The organism is Bacillus sp. H1a (assembly GCF_000633475.1).
In the GTDB taxonomy this organism is placed as follows: Bacteria; Bacillota; Bacilli; order Bacillales; family Bacillaceae_G; genus Bacillus_A; species Bacillus_A paramycoides.
In genome coordinates this window covers 16,452-32,848 of record NZ_AYMH01000024.1, presented here as the reverse complement: position 1 = coordinate 32,848, position 16,397 = coordinate 16,452, and the positions used below count along the sequence as shown (strand labels likewise).

Here is a 16,397-nt window from a genome sequence, read left to right as displayed (position 1 = left end):
TTATGTATTACAAGATGTTTTGCCCCAAAAAACTAGAACCATGTTTCCGACAACTTCTTTCTATAATATCAAGTGGCTTTTGAAATACGAAAAAAGAATCTTCCATTTCAACAATTCGCGTAACGACCTTTTTTTCACTTAGAACAACAGGAAGTAAGGCCATCGTATTTTTGCTTACAACATAGTTTTCGACATAACGCTCTACTTTACTTTCCATAGTCTACTGTCTCCTTTTTCATTTTCCATTTATAGTAGCAGCTGCATAAATAATTGTAGCATCTGTAAAAAGGAAATGGTTTACATTCTAAAATTCTTTACAAACACTTATAATTTATCAAACACACTATAAATTCATTAATAATAATATACACATAATGTTGAAACAACCTATATAAAAAGAGGATTCTATATGTAAAAAAAAAGAATTCATGCCATTTGTAAGATGCAATACATTCCTTTTTTCATATAATTACAGCAGTTCTTTTTGCTATAATTGAAGTATAAATTCGATATGTGGAGGTCTCTCATGGAAGAAAGGCATGATCATCCAACGATCCAAATGAAAAATAGCAGCATTGTTATCGTAAAAAATTCAGCTAGTATTATATTTGGTTTATTTTTTATATTGCTGCTCTTTGCGAAACCTTTTCGTAAATCTAAATGCCCTGAATGTAAGAAACGTGAAAAGAAAAGAGCTGTAAAAGAACACTAAAAGGCCTTCCTTTATGGAAAGCCTTTTTACATACCGATTACCATTTCCTTCACTCTTCTTCATCCCCAAAAAAACCTACTATTTTTTCTTCTTCTTCATATTCATATTTTCTTCCGAGATTCTCTGTGTCTCTTTCAACTTGTAATATGATTATATATTGTTCTTCATCTAAAAAATTAGAGTGTGGTTTCTTCAAATCAATTACCGTCACTTTATCATTTTCATAAGTTTTCGAATACGCCTTTATCTCTTCAATCGTGCTCTGCAAACTTTCTTCATTACCACGATAAACATCAAGTATAACTTTATTTTTATGCTTTTCAATCATACATATCCCCCTTCCTTTATTCACCAGAAGGTTCGCCTTTATTACCAATATAATAGTCACGTACATATATCTCAATAAAAAAAAGGATGGCATAAGCCATCCTTTTTTCCATCATAAACTATAAAATTATAGTTTGATTACGTTTTTAGCTTGAGGTCCACGGTTACCTTCTTCGATTTCGAAGCTAACTTTTTGACCTTCTTCTAAAGATTTGAAACCTTCAGTTTCGATTGCAGAGAAATGTACGAATACATCGTTTTCGCCTGGAACTTCGATGAAACCGAAGCCTTTTTCGTTGTTAAACCATTTTACTTGTCCTGTTACTGCCATGATTATTTCCTCCTAAGAAAATACAATTTTTTTAGTCTTCCTGTATAAAAAAAGAATCCACACATTATCAAACACGAAACATAAACTAGTTCTCACATACTTTTTCTCGTTCGTTTTCGGCACTTGATAATATATGGATTGCTTAATTTAACTATTCAACTGAAATTATCATAGCATACTTAAAATAAAATGTACAAGCTTTTTTGAAAATAAAATTTCAAAATTTTAGTATTTCTTATAAAAAAACTATGCCAATTTCAATAAAATAGAAGTAGGTGCCCATAATAGGCACCTACTTCTATCTTTATTTCGTAAACTGCGCTTCTTCCGTAGATCCTTTTAATGCTGTCGTTGATGAAGTACCACCTGTAATCACTTGTGCTACCTCATCAAAGTAACCTGTTCCAACTTCGCGTTGATGGCGCGTTGCAGAGTAACCATGTTTTTCTGCTGCGAACTCTGCTTGCTGTAATTCAGAGTATGCTGCCATACCACGCTCTTTATAACCGCGCGCTAATTCAAACATGCCGTAGTTTAATGCATGGAATCCAGCAAGCGTTACAAATTGGAATTTATAACCGTATGATGCAATTTCTTTTTGGAAGCTCGCGATTGTTTTTTCATCTAGTTTTTGTTTCCAGTTAAATGAAGGAGAACAGTTGTAAGCGAGTAGCTTCCCTGGATATTTCTTATGAATTGCGTCCGCAAAGTCCTTTGCATCTTCTAAATTCGGCTCAGACGTTTCACACCAAACGAGATCTGCATACGGTGCATACGCTAAACCACGCGCGATTGCTTGATCAAGTCCTGCTTTCGTACGATAAAATCCTTCTGGCGTTCTTTCCCCTGTAATAAACTCTTGATCAACAGGATCGATATCGCTCGTAATTAAATCTGCCGCATCTGCATCTGTTCTTGCGACGATAATTGTCGGTACCCCCATTACATCCGCTGCAAGACGTGCCGAAATTAAATTACGAACCGCCGTTTGCGTCGGCAATAGTACTTTACCGCCTAGATGTCCGCATTTTTTCTCTGAAGATAATTGGTCTTCAAAATGCACGCCTGATGCACCCGCTTCAATCATACCTTTCATTAACTCAAATACGTTTAATTGTCCACCAAATCCCGCTTCTGCATCAGCCACAATTGGTACGAAATAATCTGTATCACCGCTTCCTTCCATATGTTGAATTTGATCAGCACGTTGAAGTGTTTGGTTAATTCGTTTTACAACAGCTGGTACACTGTTCGCTGGATATAAGCTTTGGTCAGGATACATATGTCCAGAAAGGTTCGCATCTGCCGCTACTTGCCAACCGCTTAAGTAAATTGCTTTTAATCCCGCTTTAACTTGTTGCATCGCTTGGTTTCCTGTTAATGCCCCAAGTGCATTAATATAATCTTCTGTATGAAGTGATTGCCAAAGCTTCTCTGCACCGCGGCGTGCTAACGTATGTTCAATATCAATAGATCCGCGCAGACGAATTACATCTTCAGCTGAATACGGGCGCTCGATCCCTTTCCAGCGCTCATCTAACTCCCAGCTTTCTTGTAATTTCTCGATTCTTTCGTTTTTCATATGTTCCATCCCCTTTTCTTTTTTTATAAAATTTCATAACCCGGTAATGTTAAAAACGGTACGAACTCATCGTTACGAACAAGATTTGTAAACAGTTTTGTTGCCTCTTCAAATCTCCCTTTCTGAAACGCTTCCTTACCAATCTCTCTTTCTATTTTCGCTAATTCTTCTTCTTTCAATTCTTCCATCAATTTAAAAGTAATATTACGGCCATCATTTAGCTTTCCACCCTCATGGCGAATCCACTGCCATACTTGTGCTCTTGAAATCTCCGCTGTTGCCGCATCTTCCATTAAGTTATAAATTGGAGCTGCTCCCCGTTCACTTAACCAAGATGCAATATATTGAATACCGACACTAATATTCATGCGAAGGCCACCTTCTGTAATCGTTCCCACTGGCACTTCTAATAAATCCCTTTCTGTTATACGTATTTCTTCACGTTTTCTAAAAATTTGATTTGGCGTTTTCATAATGTAATTAAATACTTCCATCGCTACCGGTACAAGTCCCGGGTGGGCAACCCAAGTCCCATCATGACCATCTAAAGCTTCGCGCTCCTTATCAGCACGCACTTTTTCAAAAGCTGCTTCATTTGCCTCCAGATCATTTTTAATTGGGATTTGTGCTGCCATCCCTCCGATTGCTGGTGCATTACGACGATGACACGTTTGAATAACTTTCAAAGAATACGCGCGCATAAATGGCGCTGTCATCGTGACTTGCGCTCTATCCGGAAGTAAAAATTCATTATGATTACGGAAGCTTTTTAAGAAACTAAATATATAATCCCATCGTCCACAGTTTAAACCAGCAGAATGATCTCTTAGTTCATACAAAATTTCATCCATTTCAAATGAAGCGTGAATCGTTTCTATTAACACAGTCGCTTTAATCGTTCCATTCGGAATGCCGATATACTTTTGAGCAAATACGAAAACGTCATTCCATAATCTTGCCTCTAAGTAACTTTCCATTTTTGGTAAGTAAAAGTACGGGCCACTTCCTTTTGCTAAAAGCTCCTTCGCATTATGGAAAAAGTACAGACCAAAATCTACTAAACTGCCAGACATGTTCTTCCCGTCAACTTGCATATGTTTTTCCTCTAAATGCCACCCTCTCGGACGCACAATTAATACAGCTGTTTTACTATTTAAATGATATTCTTTTCCGTTTTCATTTTTATGTGAGATCGTTCCCTTAGCAGCATCTCGTAAGTTAATTTGACCTTTGACAGCATTTCTCCAAGTCGGTGAATTCGAATCCTCAAAGTCTGCCATAAAAAGATGTGCTCCTGAATTCAAAGCGTTAATGACCATCTTTCTATCTACCGGTCCAGTAATCTCCACACGACGATCCTCTAAATCTTTCGGAAGCTGGGCGATTGTCCAATCCCCTTCACGTATATGCTTTGTTTCTTCTAAAAACTTCGGAAACTCCCCTGCATCAATTCTTTTTTGTTTCTCCACACGTTTTTGCAAAAGTTCCGTGCGGCGTTCATTGAAATTTTCATGTAGTTCCTTTAAAAAACTAAGCGCCTCAGGTGTCAATATTTCGTTGTACGCTGGTAATATTTCTCCGACGAGTGTAACCCGTGAAGTTTGCGTCGACATATTAGCATCCCCTTCTTAAACTGTTTTATAACAGATTTGATTTTATGTTTTATATTATATAACAAATCTTCAGAAAAGGAAGTTTTTTTTGAAAATTTAATGTTTTTTTACAAAACTGTGTTTATCCATTATGATTTCAACACAAAAAAGAGCCAGTGTTGTATAACACTGGCTCTTTTTTATAAATTATTGTTGCTGATCATTTAAAATTGCTTTGTATAGGAACTGTGCATATTGTTCACGTGTTACTTTCATACCTGGTGCAAAGTTACCTGAACCGTCACCTGCTGAAATACCATTTGAACCTACTGCATTAATTGCCTTAGCTGCCCAATGTCCTGCTGGTACATCTTTAAATCCTGGTGTACCTTTTACTTGTAATTCAAATGTTTCCGTTAAAATTTGTGCCATTTCTGCACGTGTTAACGTATCTTTTGGTCTGAAGTTTCCACTATCATCACCTTTAAAGATTTCTAGTTCTGTTAATGCTAAAATTTCAGTTGGGAACATTGTTGAGTTATCATCAACAATATCGTTATATGTACTTACAAACTCATGATCTTCATCAAAGTATTGGTCCCCATCAATCGCACGGTAAATTAACGCCGCTACTTGCTCGCGTGTTACATTATCACCAAAACCGAATCTTCCATCTCCATAACCAGCAATAATTTCCCAGTTTTTTAGGTTTTGAATTGCTTCATAAGACCAATGTCCTGCTGGTACATCTTTAAATGTGCCAGGTACAGCTTGTTGTTGTTTCACAGCTACTTCAGCATTCGCTGTACTACCTTCTGCGCTTAATACAACTCCACCCATAATTGTTAAAGCTGTTGCTACTTTTAAAAACTTTTTCTTCACCGCATTTTCCCCCTAAAAACATACTTTTTTTCTAATATAAAGAATTAATGATAAAGTAACAATATACTTATCTGTATAAATTTTGTCTAATTTATGAACTATATTTCACATACTTCTCTTTACACGTCATTGATAATAAAGTTACTAAATAACATCTATTTCTCGTGAAATGTCACCTCGAAAAACCTATTTTTTCCATCCGTAGTCAATTCCCGATTTGCATTAAGGTGAATAAATATACGTAAAATATATAAGAAAAAAGCGCAAAACTTTTGCGCTTTTTCCAAAATAACATATTACTATAATTGAAATATTTCCACCCTACTATTTTCTTTTTTCACCTCTTTTTGATTATATTGAAAACTCCAAAACCTCACAATGTTATTCAATTATCATAATAAATCATGCTTCTGAGTACACTTTCACTCTTTCATCCCTCGGCTTCCAGAAAGTAAGCGCCATTCCTACAAATATAAGAACAATCCCTACAATTTGCATACTAGTCGGTTTGAATCCAGTAAAGACGGTATCTAATAAAATTGCGACGCCAGGATCTAAAAATACTAATACAGAAATAAGTCTCGTCGGTAACTCTCTTAAACTGTCAAAAAATAAGTAGTACACGAACCCTGTATGTATAAGTCCTGTTGCGAGAATCATCGTCCAGTTAGTTTGTGATAGTCCTTGAAACGCCCCGAAATCTATAAATGGTAATAATAAAAATATGCCTAAAAATGTTTGTAAAAATGTCATCGCATATGCACTCGTATGCTTAATTCCTTTTCCTAGCAACGTTGTAAAAGCATAAAATAACGCTGCAAGAAGTGCCCACACCATTCCAGATGACATTAACTTTTCTAACGATACATTCCCATCTACACCAGCTACTAAAACTGTACCGATAAAACAAATAACGATCGACATAACCGCAAATACTGTTAGCCTCTCTTTAAATACGATACTGCCAATCATTAATACGATGATTGGGGCAAGATGATAGACAGAAATCGCAATTGTAATCGACATTACTTCAAATGCTTTAAATAAAAATACCCAGTTAAAAACGAGAAATACACCACAAGCTAATATTTGTATAATTTCTTTTTTGTTCCATTTCTCACTTTTATATTGCCCCGTTACGAACCAACATAATGTTAAAAATAAAGTCGCACAAATACAGCGAATAAACACTAATTCAAAGGAAGGTAAACCTGTTTGTACTGAAAAAAATCCAATCGATCCGAAAATAGACATCGAAAGAATCATTTTTATAGCCGGCATTGATTTTTTATTAAACAACCTTCTCCTCCTCCAATTGCTTTTTATAAACTAAAAATTCTAAAAACATTACATATTATTATATATTACAATTAAAAAACTGTAAAAAAAAGAGAATGTCAAAGGTAGGATCTATCAAAAAATCCCATGAAAAAATCATCCTTTTTTTCTTACAAAGGATGATCTTTTATTATTTATTGAGAGGAGTTTCACCAATATATATACTTAAACACATTACTACTTTTGAAGAGTAAATTGGGAAACAATCTGTTTTAATCCCCCTGTTACGCTGTGCAGATGTTCAATTGAAACCGAGATTTCTTGAACAGATTTTTTTTGTTGTAGAATAGACTCTTTTACCCTATCAGTTCGATCAGATGATCTTTGAGAAATTCGGGTCATTTCTTCTGCAGAAGCAGAAATCTCCTCACTACTCGCTGCAATTCCATCTGTAGACATAGATACCGTTTGAATTTGTTCAGATACTTGTTGCACTTTTTCTGTGATTCTTCCAAATACTTTTTCTGTGTGCATTACTACTTGTGTACCTGCTTGCACCTCATTATCTACTTTTCCCATCATGTCTACCGTATGATTCGTTGTTCCCATAACTTGAGTAATAAGCTTCTCAATTTGTTTTGCAGAATCACTAGATTGTTCTGCTAATTTTCGTACTTCATCCGCTACAATTGCAAACCCTCTTCCACTTTCCCCAGCACGTGCAGCCTCAATTGCGGCGTTTAATGCTAATAAATTAATTTGAGATGTAATACCTTGCATAACATCAATGATTTTGACAATTTCTTCTGATTGTTCCTTCATAGCCTCTACTTGCTTAACACCACTATATACTGAAACTTGACTTGTATCCATTTGTTGAATCATTTGCTTCATTAACTTATTACCACTCTCTGCGTCTAATGCTGATTGTGCAGACAATTCATTTACAAAGGAGGATGTATCCACTATATTTTGCATTCCTTGTGTCAATTCTTCCATTGCACCCGCCGTTTGTTCCATTGCTTGTTTTTGGCTCTCTGCCGCATTTGCAACTTCTTCAATATATATAGTGATTTTCTTTGCTGCACTGCTAGATACTTCTGATGCAGATACTACTCCATCTGCATGTTGGAATAAAAGCTGGATATTATTATCTACTTCTTGCATATTCGTTCTTAGCCCTGCAATCATCTCGTTAAAATCACTTACTAATACACCTAATTCATCTTTGGCATTATAATCACCATGTACAGTTAAATCTCCTTCTTTTGCTCTTTCCATCATAACACTAACCGTTTGTAAAGGAGCAACTATGAGCTTGCTAATAATATAACTTACTATACATATAACGATTGTGATAACTACTACAAGAATTATAAAAGTAATCATGGACCGATCTATCATTTTTTGAGAATCTTTAAATACTTGGTCAGCTAAATTTGAAACATACGCTTCTAAATCTACAGCATGACCAGCTAGCTCTACTCCCTTTGGTTTTAATTCCTTTTGAAATTCGTTTACCATTTGAGATTCGTTTGTTACCTTCGCTTTTTCAAACAACTTTTTATATGTATCCATATAACTTGGTAAAGACTTCTTCATCTTTTGGAACAGCTCATCCTCTTGCTTACTTAAATCGAAGCCATCATCATATTCTTTTAATAAAGAATCATATTTTTTAAGATCCTTTTTAATATTACCAATAATTCCTTCTTTATTCGCCCCCTCATTTTGTGACACTGTAATTAATTCTAGTAAGTTATATTCTAAAGAATTTTGTGTGCGAAGCATTCCTTCTAATAAAATTGCAGAATATTGATAATCATCTACTACAACCTCTGTATCCTGCTTAATCTTATTAATAGAATTAATTGCTACACAGCTCATAATTACCATGCCCAAAACGGCTAATGAGATAAGCGAGAATAATTTATACTTCACTTTTAAATTTTGTAAAAAATACATATTTCCACCTTTATTCCTTTATATACAGATTTTTAGAATTTTATAGCTTATTATTTACAAAATCACAATAAAAAACAATGATAAATATTCCCAATATCAAACTTATATTTCTATAAAAAAGAAGTAGCATAATCGCTACTTCTTTTTGCTTTGTTTCCCATATTGTTCGAACGTATGAATTCTTTCAAAAATCGGCGGATGCGTGTATAAGAAAAACTTCACTAATGCCGGCGGGTTTACTTGGCTTAAACTTGTTTTTGATAAGTATTGAAAAGTTTTCACCCCTGATTTACCATCTTTCGTCATGTCTAAAGCATATTGATCTGCCGCTCGTTCTTCTATACGAGATACGTAATTTGATGCAGGGCTTACCGCAAAAGATAATATAGAAGAAATTAAGAAAAATAAAGGTAAAATTGAGAAACACGCCAATTTTGAAATTTGCAATGTATCTCCCCATTTTCGAATACACATATTTAAAATACGACTAATTAAATACATACCTATAAACGATATCAAGACATAACTCGCAACGCCCCAATATATATGTTTCATTACATAATGTCCCATTTCATGGGCCATTATAAATAAAATCTCTTTATCTTTTAATTGCTGAAGTGTTGTATCCCACATTACAATGCGAGCATTAGGGCCAATTCCTGTTACATATGCATTTAACGCATTCGTTTTTTCCGACATATTTACTTCATATACGTGTTTAGCTGGAATGTCTGCTTTGTCTGCTATAGCTAAAATTTTCGTTTCCAATTCTTTATTTTTCAGCGTCGAGAAGTCGTTATAAAGTGGATCAATAATAACAGGCTGTATGAATGTTAAAAAGATTGTAAACGGTACAGAGAGTGCCCATCCTGCTAACCACCATCTCTTCGGGAATTTACGGATGAGCCATAAAAGAACAGAAACAATGAGTAACATCGTAGCATAATTCACCCAAAAATCGATGACATGATCTTTTATCCAGCTTTGTGTACTTTGCGTTGAAATTCCGTAATCAACAGATACTTTACGCCCGATCCATTGTACTGGTAATGATAGTGCTGTTGTAAGTAACGATAAATAAAAGAAATAAATCGCGACTTGCAAGACGCTTATTTTAGTCGTTTCCTTCGACCATTTCTCAAATCGTCTTGAAATACCGAGCACGAGCACAAACAGTAAAATAATCCATTCAAGAGGTGTTGCTAAAAAGAAAAGTAAATTTTTCACGCGCGAATAATCTTGGCTTAGCGTAAGCTCTCTTGCATTCATAAATGTTTGTGGATCTGCACTCGTTCCTTTATACATGTCCGGAATAATTTCATGATTCCATCCAAATAAATACCAGTATATAAATAGCGCAAAACCAACGTACAAAAAAAGCGACCACCTAATAACTTTCCTCACGTTATTCCCTCCTCTATGCTGCCTGTCTATTATTATTGTAAGTTCGTACTTTCTAAATTAGAACAAGCTAATCGTTAGAATTGTTCTAGCTCCTTCTATTTACATAAAAAAACTCTTCTATTACAAGAAGAGTTTCACCTATTTTTAGACACTTTCTTTGGTTCATAATCTGGTATAAGAAACGCACTTACAAACCAGCACCTTTTACATAACGTACATATTCATAGTCTTGGAAAAATAGCGTCGTTATAATAATCGTAATAAAACCGACTAAAACAAATATATATCCTATTTGCTACTTCGATAACATAGATAATTATCCTCCTTAAGGAAGCACATCTATTAATAAACTAAAATCTTGCAAAGAAAAAGAACTATATTTCATAATACCTTGTACAGCTAAAAGTAAAATAAGACCGGTCACACACATGTAGTTAACACTTTCTTCTTGCTTTTTCTGAGCAACTATTCCACCACTTATACATAAAACCCCTAATAAATGGAGCGCTAAATACATGAAAAAGTAAGCTTCCTCCCAGCGAAGAACAACATTTACTGTCGTAATCAGCACTAAACTAAGTAGAATCAAATAAAAAAACTTATTTGACGATATCGTTTCATTCATATAAATTTATACACCCCTTTCAAATTTCGAATTAATGATGCTTTAGTTTTCATAAAATAAAACAAAATGCAAGCCCCCATTACTTTTCAAAAATTTTATGAACCCTAACATACTTCTCTTCATTTTTCACATACTGTCTGAAGATGCGCTTCATCATTTCTTCTACAATAAAATTGACTATTATTAATGTCCCTAAAATAAGACTCCTGAAAGACGATTGTATCTACTACAGGATCTCTTCACAAAAGCTTTTACATTTCCTCCAATATTTTCTCAAACGTCTGCTTCATCTTATTTGTCTCCCACTGCGTTTGAAAACCTTCTTGCCTTCTCCGCATATATAGCCGGAACTTCTTTACTCCAATATTTGCGATTAACAAATAAAAAGATGAGTACTAAATTCAATCCCGCTATAAAAATAATTAGTCCCGGAAAGAATGTCGTATAGTTCGAAAAATCTGCAAAACTCATTATTTTTTCTCTGCTTACTAGAAAAGAAGCACCGAGTACAAACGCATTATTTAACATATGAATAGCCATTGGCATGAGTAAGCTTTTCGTACGAATATATACAATTGATAGTACGATGCTAAACACGACTGCACCGAGGAAATCAACATGTAAACAAGCAAATAAAAGTGCTACAGCAATCATCGCTATGCTAGTTCCCCATTTTGCTGCAAAACGCTGAAGTAAAAATCCTCGAAAAACAAATTCACCAATAATAGGTGCAATAAATACAACCATAATAACTTGGTATAGATATCCCCCTGTACTATCTATAATTGGTTCATGTAGTGCATTCATAATAAAATCTGGTGTAATCCATGCAAAGCTGTACATGTACAAAATAAGATAGCCGTAACTAAAAGCACATAGTATAATCGCGATATACAAAACTTGCACCAGGTTAAATGCTTCGTTTTTATTAATAAAGTGTACAAATGAAACACGGTGCTTTCTATACTCATAAAAGAGCCACATTATCGGAAGGATATAAAATATAAGAATACTTATAAAAGAAGAATTCTGTATATGAAATGTACTTTCTAGCAATTCATTACTACTTCGTGCTACCAAAATTAATAGTGCAAATACAATTAAAAAATATCTAGCTCGCATCGTTTGAAACGGATTCACACTCATCTCCTCCCCATGTTACTTTTATCATATCATTTGAATCTTAATTTTTTGTGAAAGAAAACCTTAAAATTCCCTTAAAAATTCCATAAGTTACAAAAAGATGATATGATATTCGAGAAAATTAGGAGGGATTCATATGTATCATGCAAGCATTTTACTCGTTGATGATGAAACAGCAATTTTACAATTACTAACTACCATTCTTGAAAAAGAAGGGTTTTCTCATATTACAACTGCAACATCTGCGGAAATAGCTTTATCTCTCATTGAACAAAATGAATATGATTTAATTATTTTAGATGTAATGCTTCCTGGACAGTCCGGCTTCGATATTTGTCCTATCATTCGCCAAAAGACAGATTGTCCTATATTCTTCCTAACAGCGAAAACATCTGATTTAGATAAAATATCTGGATTTTCATACGGTGCGGATGATTACATTACGAAGCCATTTAATCCGCTAGAAGTAGTGGCTCGTATGAAAGCCCAACTTAGAAGACATATGAAACCAAGTATACAAGAACAAAAAACACACTCCATTTCATTTGGGAGGTTTGAAATCGATCAACATTCTGCGGAACTAACAATAGATGGTAGCATTGTCGAATGCTCCGCCCAACTCTTTCAACTACTACTCTTCTTTTGTGAGAATCCAAACTACGTATTTTCGAAGGAAGAAATATATGAAAAAGTGTGGGGAGCGCCTGCCTATAATGGAGATGATAATACTGTTATGGTTCACATTCGAAAACTACGTGAAAAAATTGAACAAGATCCAAGTAAACCAGAATACATAAAAACAGTTCGTGGACTTGGCTATAAGTTCATTACAAAGTAGGTTGGTCATATGAATTTAAATAAAAGACTTATTATTCAATTTATACTTCAACACGTATTTGTTTTAGTTACATTACTTATTGCTGTAGTCGCTGCTTTCACTTATTTAAGTTTTCTTGTTTCTAGCACTTCATACGAACCTAATATTCCAGATTCTGATAGTTTTACAATTTCCAGATACATCTCTTCAAAAGATGGCGATATTTCGTTAAAAACTGAAGTACAAGACCTAATAAAGGAAAAAAGCGACTGGCTTCAAGTTGTAGATGAAAATGGAAAGGTCCTCTACCACTTTAATACACCAAATGATGTCCCGAATTCTTATACGAAAACATCTTTACTTGCATATGTACAACATCATATGGAGAGTAATTACAAATTTACATATTGGGAAATTGAATTAGAAGAAAAGAAAGTACTTGTTATTTACGGTGGTATGTTAAAAAGCAATACATTACTGAAAACCATTCAAAAAGGGCATCCTTCTTTAACAATGGATTCGTTCGCATTAACAGATCAAGAAACACAGTTGCTTTCTAAAGAAAAAGCAACACTTCAAATATTTAATAAAGATGGCGAGGAATTATTTTCCTATCCAACTGAAGAAAAAAAAGCATTTTCAGCAATTAAGACTGCCCTTAACGAAAAAGAACCGTGGAATCATAAAGAAAACACGTCGAGCTTTTACGACGCAAATAGCGGTCATCTTCTCGTCGTAACAGCAAAAAATGAGCACTACTACCCAGATGACGAAATTGAGGATGTATTTACTAAAAAGTTTCTAATCGGATGCGGATTAATCCTTCTTATCGTCTTTGTTTATTTAGTCATTCTATCTATTTGGTATGGAAATAAGTTTGGAAAACCGCTATTACATGCGATGCGCTGGCTTAAAAATATCGCTGGTGGAAAGTACGAAGAGCCTGTTAATAAAAAAGGGAAACCTGTTCGATTCAGGCGATCCGGTAAAGAAAAATGGTCGTTCCGCCTATTTAAAGATGTTACAAACTCACTAGAGCATCTTTCTATTACTTTGAAAAAGAACGATGCAATGAGAAAAGTACTGCAACAAACACGTGAAGAATGGATTACTGGTTTGACGCATGATTTAAAAACACCGCTTAGCTCTATATACGGCTATGCATTATTACTAGAATCGAAGCAATACAATTGGACTGATCAAGACATTCAACAATTTGGTCATGTAATGAAAGAAAAATCTCAATATATGACTACATTAATTGACGACTTAAGCTTAACGTATCAACTAAAAAATGATACTCTTCCTGCGCAACACGTAAATGTTGAAATTAATCAGTTCGTCCAAAAAGTACTATTACAATTTATTAATAACCCGACACTACAAAATCAAAACATTGAATTTGTGCCAAGTTCAAGCAAAATCCAATATTTTATTGAGGAAAAATGGTTCCAGCGTATTATCGAAAACTTATTAGCAAACGCTGTAAAACATAATAATGAAACGACAAACGTAATCGTAAAACTTTCGCAAAATGCAAATTCATTTACACTATCTATTTCAGATAACGGAAAAGGAATGGATGATAAAACGAAAGAACTTTTATTCGAAAGATATTACAGAGGAACAAATACAGAAGAAAGCAACATAGGAACCGGGCTTGGCCTAGCCATTACAAAGCAACTCGTTCATGCCCATAACGGAACGATTTCCATTGATAGTGAACTTGGGAAAGGAACGGCGATTATTCTTGTGTTTCCGTTTCATTCGTAGGAAAGGCGCTATATAGTGCCTTTTTATATTTCTCCTATAACTACAATTAACAGCTTCCGCGCCTGTTCATATATATTAAGTTGACGAGTCAGCTCCGCATATTGTTCCGTGTTACCCAAAAACAAATATTCCGGATAAGTTTGTAAAAAGCTTTCATACAACAACTCTCTTTGAAACTTCGGAATCTTTTTAGAAGCAAGAACATAACTCAAACTTCCATCTATTAATGACGTATAATTATAAAAATCATCCGCAAAAGACTCTGTCTTATATTCCTCTTCAATTCTTTCTATATCTTCTGATGGGTATGGAATTTCTAATTTCCTTTTCATACATTCAAGTTTTTGACAAAGTTCTAATCTAATTTTCACTATGTCCCATTCCCATTCTCCCCTTATAAAAAAGCGAACCATCTCTCAATGATTCGCTTTTCTCCTATTATTTCTTCTTCACCGGGATCCAAAGCTCCACTTGAGCGAACTCACTCTTATCTTCATGGCAACGCTCATCGTATAGTTCAAACTCTGTAACTCCGCAATGTTCATATCCTGAATGCGGGAACCATTCTGAGAATACTGCATTCCACGTTTGATGGATAGAAGATACCATTTCTTCATGAGGAACTTTCGGTGTTGTAAATACTGCATATGTTGCGGCCGGGAACGTACGCTGTGCAATTGTACTCGGTACATTCTCAAAATCTGTAACTTCCATTCCGATAATATATGTGAAGTCCCCTGTTTCTAAATTAAAATCTGTACATAGTCCAAGCTCTACCCATTGGCTCGTATCTTTACGATTCGGAATCGTCGTTCCAAGATCCTTTTGTAAATATTCCTGCCAAAAGACCGGGATATCTTGATGATTTTTCCCTTCTTTACTCGTTGTCTTCAATTCATATCCAGCAACTAAAAATTCCGGTTTATTTACAATACGATATTCCATTTGTATGCCCCCTAAATATGGATTTAATTTTCGTTGTTTTACATTGACTCTATAATACATCGGTGTTTCAATTTCTTGTTTTCGATACTCACTTGGTGTCATTTGAAATAATTTTTTAAAGGCTCTCGTGAACGTTTCATGAGATTGGAAGCCATGTTCAAATGCGATATCAATAACTTTTTCATCCGTATGAGAAAGTTGATAAGCTGCCCGGGCTAACCTCCTCTTCCGAACATACTCCATTACTGTATCACCTACTAACGCCTGGAATACTCGATGAAAATGCGATTCAGAAAAACCTGCAATACGAGCTAAATTACGCAGCGTTTGTTTTTCCATTACATCTTCTTCAATATAATCAATTGACCTTTGAATTTGTGTTTCATAGCTTTCCATCTCTATTCACCCGCCTTATATGTATTATGATAAAAGAGAACTCTATCCAATTCTTGACGTTTTTTACTATAATTCCATAAAAAGTTGTAACTTTTTTATATGTATTTCGTTGTTATTTATGAAGGGAGGGAAATGTAGTGAAACAAAGTCAAACATTAGAAGAAATTTACTCAGAGCATATGCATGATTTATTTCACTATCTTCTCTCCCTAACCGGAGATTTCTACTATGCAGAAGATCTCATGCAGGAAACATTTTACCGAATGCTCGTCCACATTGACTATTATAAAGGAGAAGAAATTAGGCCGTGGTTGTTTACAATCGCCTATAACGCCTTTATCGATTGGTACCGAAAAGAAAAGAAATATAAAACAACTACAGTTGAAGAATTCCATTTACCAAACGTGCCAAGTACAGAGCATGCATATTTCGTAAAACATGAGATTACTAGTTGGTTACAAAGTTTATCCTCTCTTCCGCTCGAAAGACGAAATGTGTTACTACTACGAGATTACTACGGATTCTCCTATAAGGAAATAGCAGACATGATCGGTCTCTCGTTAGCAAAGGTGAAAATTGAATTACACCGAGGACGAAAAGAAACAAGAAGTATAAAGGAGTGATA

Annotated in this window: 16 protein-coding genes and 1 pseudogene; 4 read left to right on the top strand and 13 right to left on the bottom strand. The window is 34.7% G+C overall.

Annotated features, from left to right (window positions below; translation table 11 throughout):
- Positions 1–19 precede the first annotated feature (19 nt).
- Positions 20–217, bottom strand: a pseudogene (locus U860_RS0112230) (competence protein ComK); the annotation flags it as partial.
- Between the two features lie 309 nt (positions 218–526).
- Here U860_RS0112230 and U860_RS0112225 point away from each other — a divergent pair.
- On the top strand, positions 527–712 hold the full coding sequence (locus U860_RS0112225) for a hypothetical protein (protein WP_025148752.1): 186 nt from the start codon (positions 527–529) through the stop codon (positions 710–712).
- A gap of 49 nt (positions 713–761) precedes the next feature.
- On the opposite strand, the gene U860_RS0112220 is transcribed toward U860_RS0112225, so the two are convergent.
- The 10 genes from U860_RS0112220 to U860_RS0112175 form a co-directional block, all read right to left on the bottom strand.
- Complete coding sequence (locus tag U860_RS0112220) at positions 762–1,040, bottom strand: hypothetical protein (RefSeq protein WP_025148751.1); 279 nt, start codon at positions 1,038–1,040, stop codon at positions 762–764.
- Between the two features lie 126 nt (positions 1,041–1,166).
- Entirely contained in the window at positions 1,167–1,370 is a 204-nt protein-coding gene (gene cspA, locus U860_RS0112215) for an RNA chaperone/antiterminator CspA (RefSeq protein ID WP_000301522.1), read from the bottom strand.
- 304 nt (positions 1,371–1,674) lie between these two features.
- Positions 1,675–2,952, bottom strand: coding sequence for an isocitrate lyase (gene aceA, locus U860_RS0112210; protein WP_025148750.1), 1,278 nt, complete (start codon positions 2,950–2,952; stop codon positions 1,675–1,677).
- Positions 2,953–2,975: 23 nt separating this feature from the next.
- The gene (aceB, locus tag U860_RS0112205) at positions 2,976–4,565 is read right to left on the bottom strand and encodes a malate synthase A (RefSeq protein WP_025148749.1); all 1,590 of its coding nucleotides are present in this window, start codon (positions 4,563–4,565) and stop codon (positions 2,976–2,978) included.
- A gap of 186 nt (positions 4,566–4,751) precedes the next feature.
- Positions 4,752–5,426: an S-layer homology domain-containing protein gene (locus U860_RS0112200; RefSeq protein ID WP_025148748.1), complete on the bottom strand. Its 675-nt coding sequence runs from the start codon at positions 5,424–5,426 to the stop codon at positions 4,752–4,754.
- A 402-nt stretch (positions 5,427–5,828) separates the two neighbouring features.
- Positions 5,829–6,725 carry a DMT family transporter gene (locus U860_RS0112195; RefSeq protein WP_025148747.1) on the bottom strand — a complete coding sequence of 299 codons (897 nt, stop codon included), beginning with the start codon at positions 6,723–6,725 and terminating at the stop codon, positions 5,829–5,831.
- 216 nt (positions 6,726–6,941) lie between these two features.
- Entirely contained in the window at positions 6,942–8,669 is a 1,728-nt protein-coding gene (locus tag U860_RS0112190) for a HAMP domain-containing methyl-accepting chemotaxis protein (RefSeq protein ID WP_025148746.1), read from the bottom strand.
- 135 nt (positions 8,670–8,804) lie between these two features.
- Positions 8,805–10,073 carry a M48 family metallopeptidase gene (locus U860_RS0112185; protein ID WP_025148745.1) on the bottom strand — a complete coding sequence of 423 codons (1,269 nt, stop codon included), beginning with the start codon at positions 10,071–10,073 and terminating at the stop codon, positions 8,805–8,807.
- Positions 10,074–10,398: 325 nt separating this feature from the next.
- Positions 10,399–10,698 (bottom strand): hypothetical protein, encoded by a 300-nt coding sequence (locus U860_RS0112180; RefSeq protein WP_025148744.1) that lies wholly within the window; start codon positions 10,696–10,698, stop codon positions 10,399–10,401.
- A gap of 291 nt (positions 10,699–10,989) precedes the next feature.
- Positions 10,990–11,838: a type II CAAX endopeptidase family protein gene (locus U860_RS0112175; RefSeq protein WP_025148743.1), complete on the bottom strand. Its 849-nt coding sequence runs from the start codon at positions 11,836–11,838 to the stop codon at positions 10,990–10,992.
- Between the two features lie 139 nt (positions 11,839–11,977).
- On the opposite strand from U860_RS0112175, the gene U860_RS0112170 reads away from it, so the two are divergent.
- Positions 11,978–12,679 (top strand): response regulator transcription factor, encoded by a 702-nt coding sequence (locus tag U860_RS0112170; RefSeq protein WP_025148742.1) that lies wholly within the window; start codon positions 11,978–11,980, stop codon positions 12,677–12,679.
- A 9-nt stretch (positions 12,680–12,688) separates the two neighbouring features.
- Positions 12,689–14,431 (top strand): HAMP domain-containing sensor histidine kinase, encoded by a 1,743-nt coding sequence (locus U860_RS0112165; protein ID WP_025148741.1) that lies wholly within the window; start codon positions 12,689–12,691, stop codon positions 14,429–14,431.
- A 23-nt stretch (positions 14,432–14,454) separates the two neighbouring features.
- Here the strand turns inward: U860_RS0112165 and U860_RS0112160 are convergent, their stop codons facing one another.
- The gene (locus tag U860_RS0112160) at positions 14,455–14,802 is read right to left on the bottom strand and encodes a YxiJ family protein (RefSeq protein ID WP_025148740.1); all 348 of its coding nucleotides are present in this window, start codon (positions 14,800–14,802) and stop codon (positions 14,455–14,457) included.
- A gap of 67 nt (positions 14,803–14,869) precedes the next feature.
- A complete protein-coding gene (locus U860_RS0112155; RefSeq protein WP_002170763.1) occupies positions 14,870–15,772 on the bottom strand; it encodes an AraC family transcriptional regulator in 903 nt (300 codons plus the stop codon).
- Between the two features lie 137 nt (positions 15,773–15,909).
- Between U860_RS0112155 and U860_RS0112150 the strand changes: the two genes are divergently transcribed.
- Entirely contained in the window at positions 15,910–16,395 is a 486-nt protein-coding gene (locus U860_RS0112150) for an RNA polymerase sigma factor (protein WP_025148739.1), read from the top strand.
- Positions 16,396–16,397 lie beyond the last annotated feature (2 nt).

Coding starts and splice junctions, on each gene's coding strand:
- aceB (WP_025148749.1), bottom strand. CDS start 4,565: ATGTCGACGCAAACTTCACGGGTTACACTCGTCGGAGAAATATTACCA.
- U860_RS0112220 (WP_025148751.1), bottom strand. CDS start 1,040: ATGATTGAAAAGCATAAAAATAAAGTTATACTTGATGTTTATCGTGGT.
- cspA (WP_000301522.1), bottom strand. CDS start 1,370: ATGGCAGTAACAGGACAAGTAAAATGGTTTAACAACGAAAAAGGCTTC.
- U860_RS0112225 (WP_025148752.1), top strand. CDS start 527: ATGGAAGAAAGGCATGATCATCCAACGATCCAAATGAAAAATAGCAGC.
- U860_RS0112180 (WP_025148744.1), bottom strand. CDS start 10,698: ATGAATGAAACGATATCGTCAAATAAGTTTTTTTATTTGATTCTACTT.
- U860_RS0112190 (WP_025148746.1), bottom strand. CDS start 8,669: ATGTATTTTTTACAAAATTTAAAAGTGAAGTATAAATTATTCTCGCTT.
- U860_RS0112170 (WP_025148742.1), top strand. CDS start 11,978: ATGTATCATGCAAGCATTTTACTCGTTGATGATGAAACAGCAATTTTA.
- U860_RS0112165 (WP_025148741.1), top strand. CDS start 12,689: ATGAATTTAAATAAAAGACTTATTATTCAATTTATACTTCAACACGTA.
- aceA (WP_025148750.1), bottom strand. CDS start 2,952: ATGAAAAACGAAAGAATCGAGAAATTACAAGAAAGCTGGGAGTTAGAT.
- U860_RS0112155 (WP_002170763.1), bottom strand. CDS start 15,772: ATGGAAAGCTATGAAACACAAATTCAAAGGTCAATTGATTATATTGAA.